The following is a 595-nucleotide window of genomic DNA, read 5'->3' on the forward strand; positions in this document are numbered from 1 at the left end:
TCTTAGGCAGCACGTCGACATAATGGACGCTGACCGAGCCGGCGGCGGCGAAATCGCCATCCTCTGCCGAGTACGGCCCCTTGTGATAGTCGAGCTGCGCGGCCAGTTCGGGGATCAGGAAGTTGACATCGGTCCACCCCTGCCCGTGGCTATGGCTGCGCTGATTAACGAGCATCCCGTCGACCGTTGTCCGCAGGTCGGTGCCATGATCGAGGTTGAAGCCACGCAGGTAATATTGGTTCGCCTTGCCCTCCCCGCTGTGCTGGCTGACGATCAATCCGGGGGTAGCTTCGAGGAGTTCGCCGGGCCGGTACACGGTGCGGGCCGCGAGCTGCTTCGCCGTCACAACGCCGGCGTTGGCGGAATCGGCGATGCCGAGCTGACTGAGGCGCGAACCGGTTACGACGATCGTGCCGAGCGCATTCCCCGGCGCCGCCATTGCGGTTTCGGTCGACGCCGATTTACCCGACGACGGCCGATCGGCGGCATTTGTGGTCGGCGGAGTGTCGTCTTTTGGCGCGACGGTAGCCAAACCGGCAGCGAGATCGCGCGATGCCGCGATCGTTGGAAACGACCCAAGGGCGAAAGTCCCTAG

The 595-nt window shown here is 64.4% G+C and carries 1 protein-coding gene; it reads right to left on the bottom strand.

Translation table 11 applies throughout. The annotated features are described in order from the left end of the window. Positions 1-595: Plug domain-containing protein (locus QN347_RS19395; RefSeq protein ID WP_323494345.1), on the bottom strand; the 595-nt coding region annotated here is incomplete at both ends.

The sequence above is a fragment of the Sphingomonas sp. 10B4 genome, assembly GCF_035019905.1.
In the GTDB taxonomy this organism is placed as follows: Bacteria; Pseudomonadota; Alphaproteobacteria; order Sphingomonadales; family Sphingomonadaceae; genus Sphingomonas; species Sphingomonas glacialis.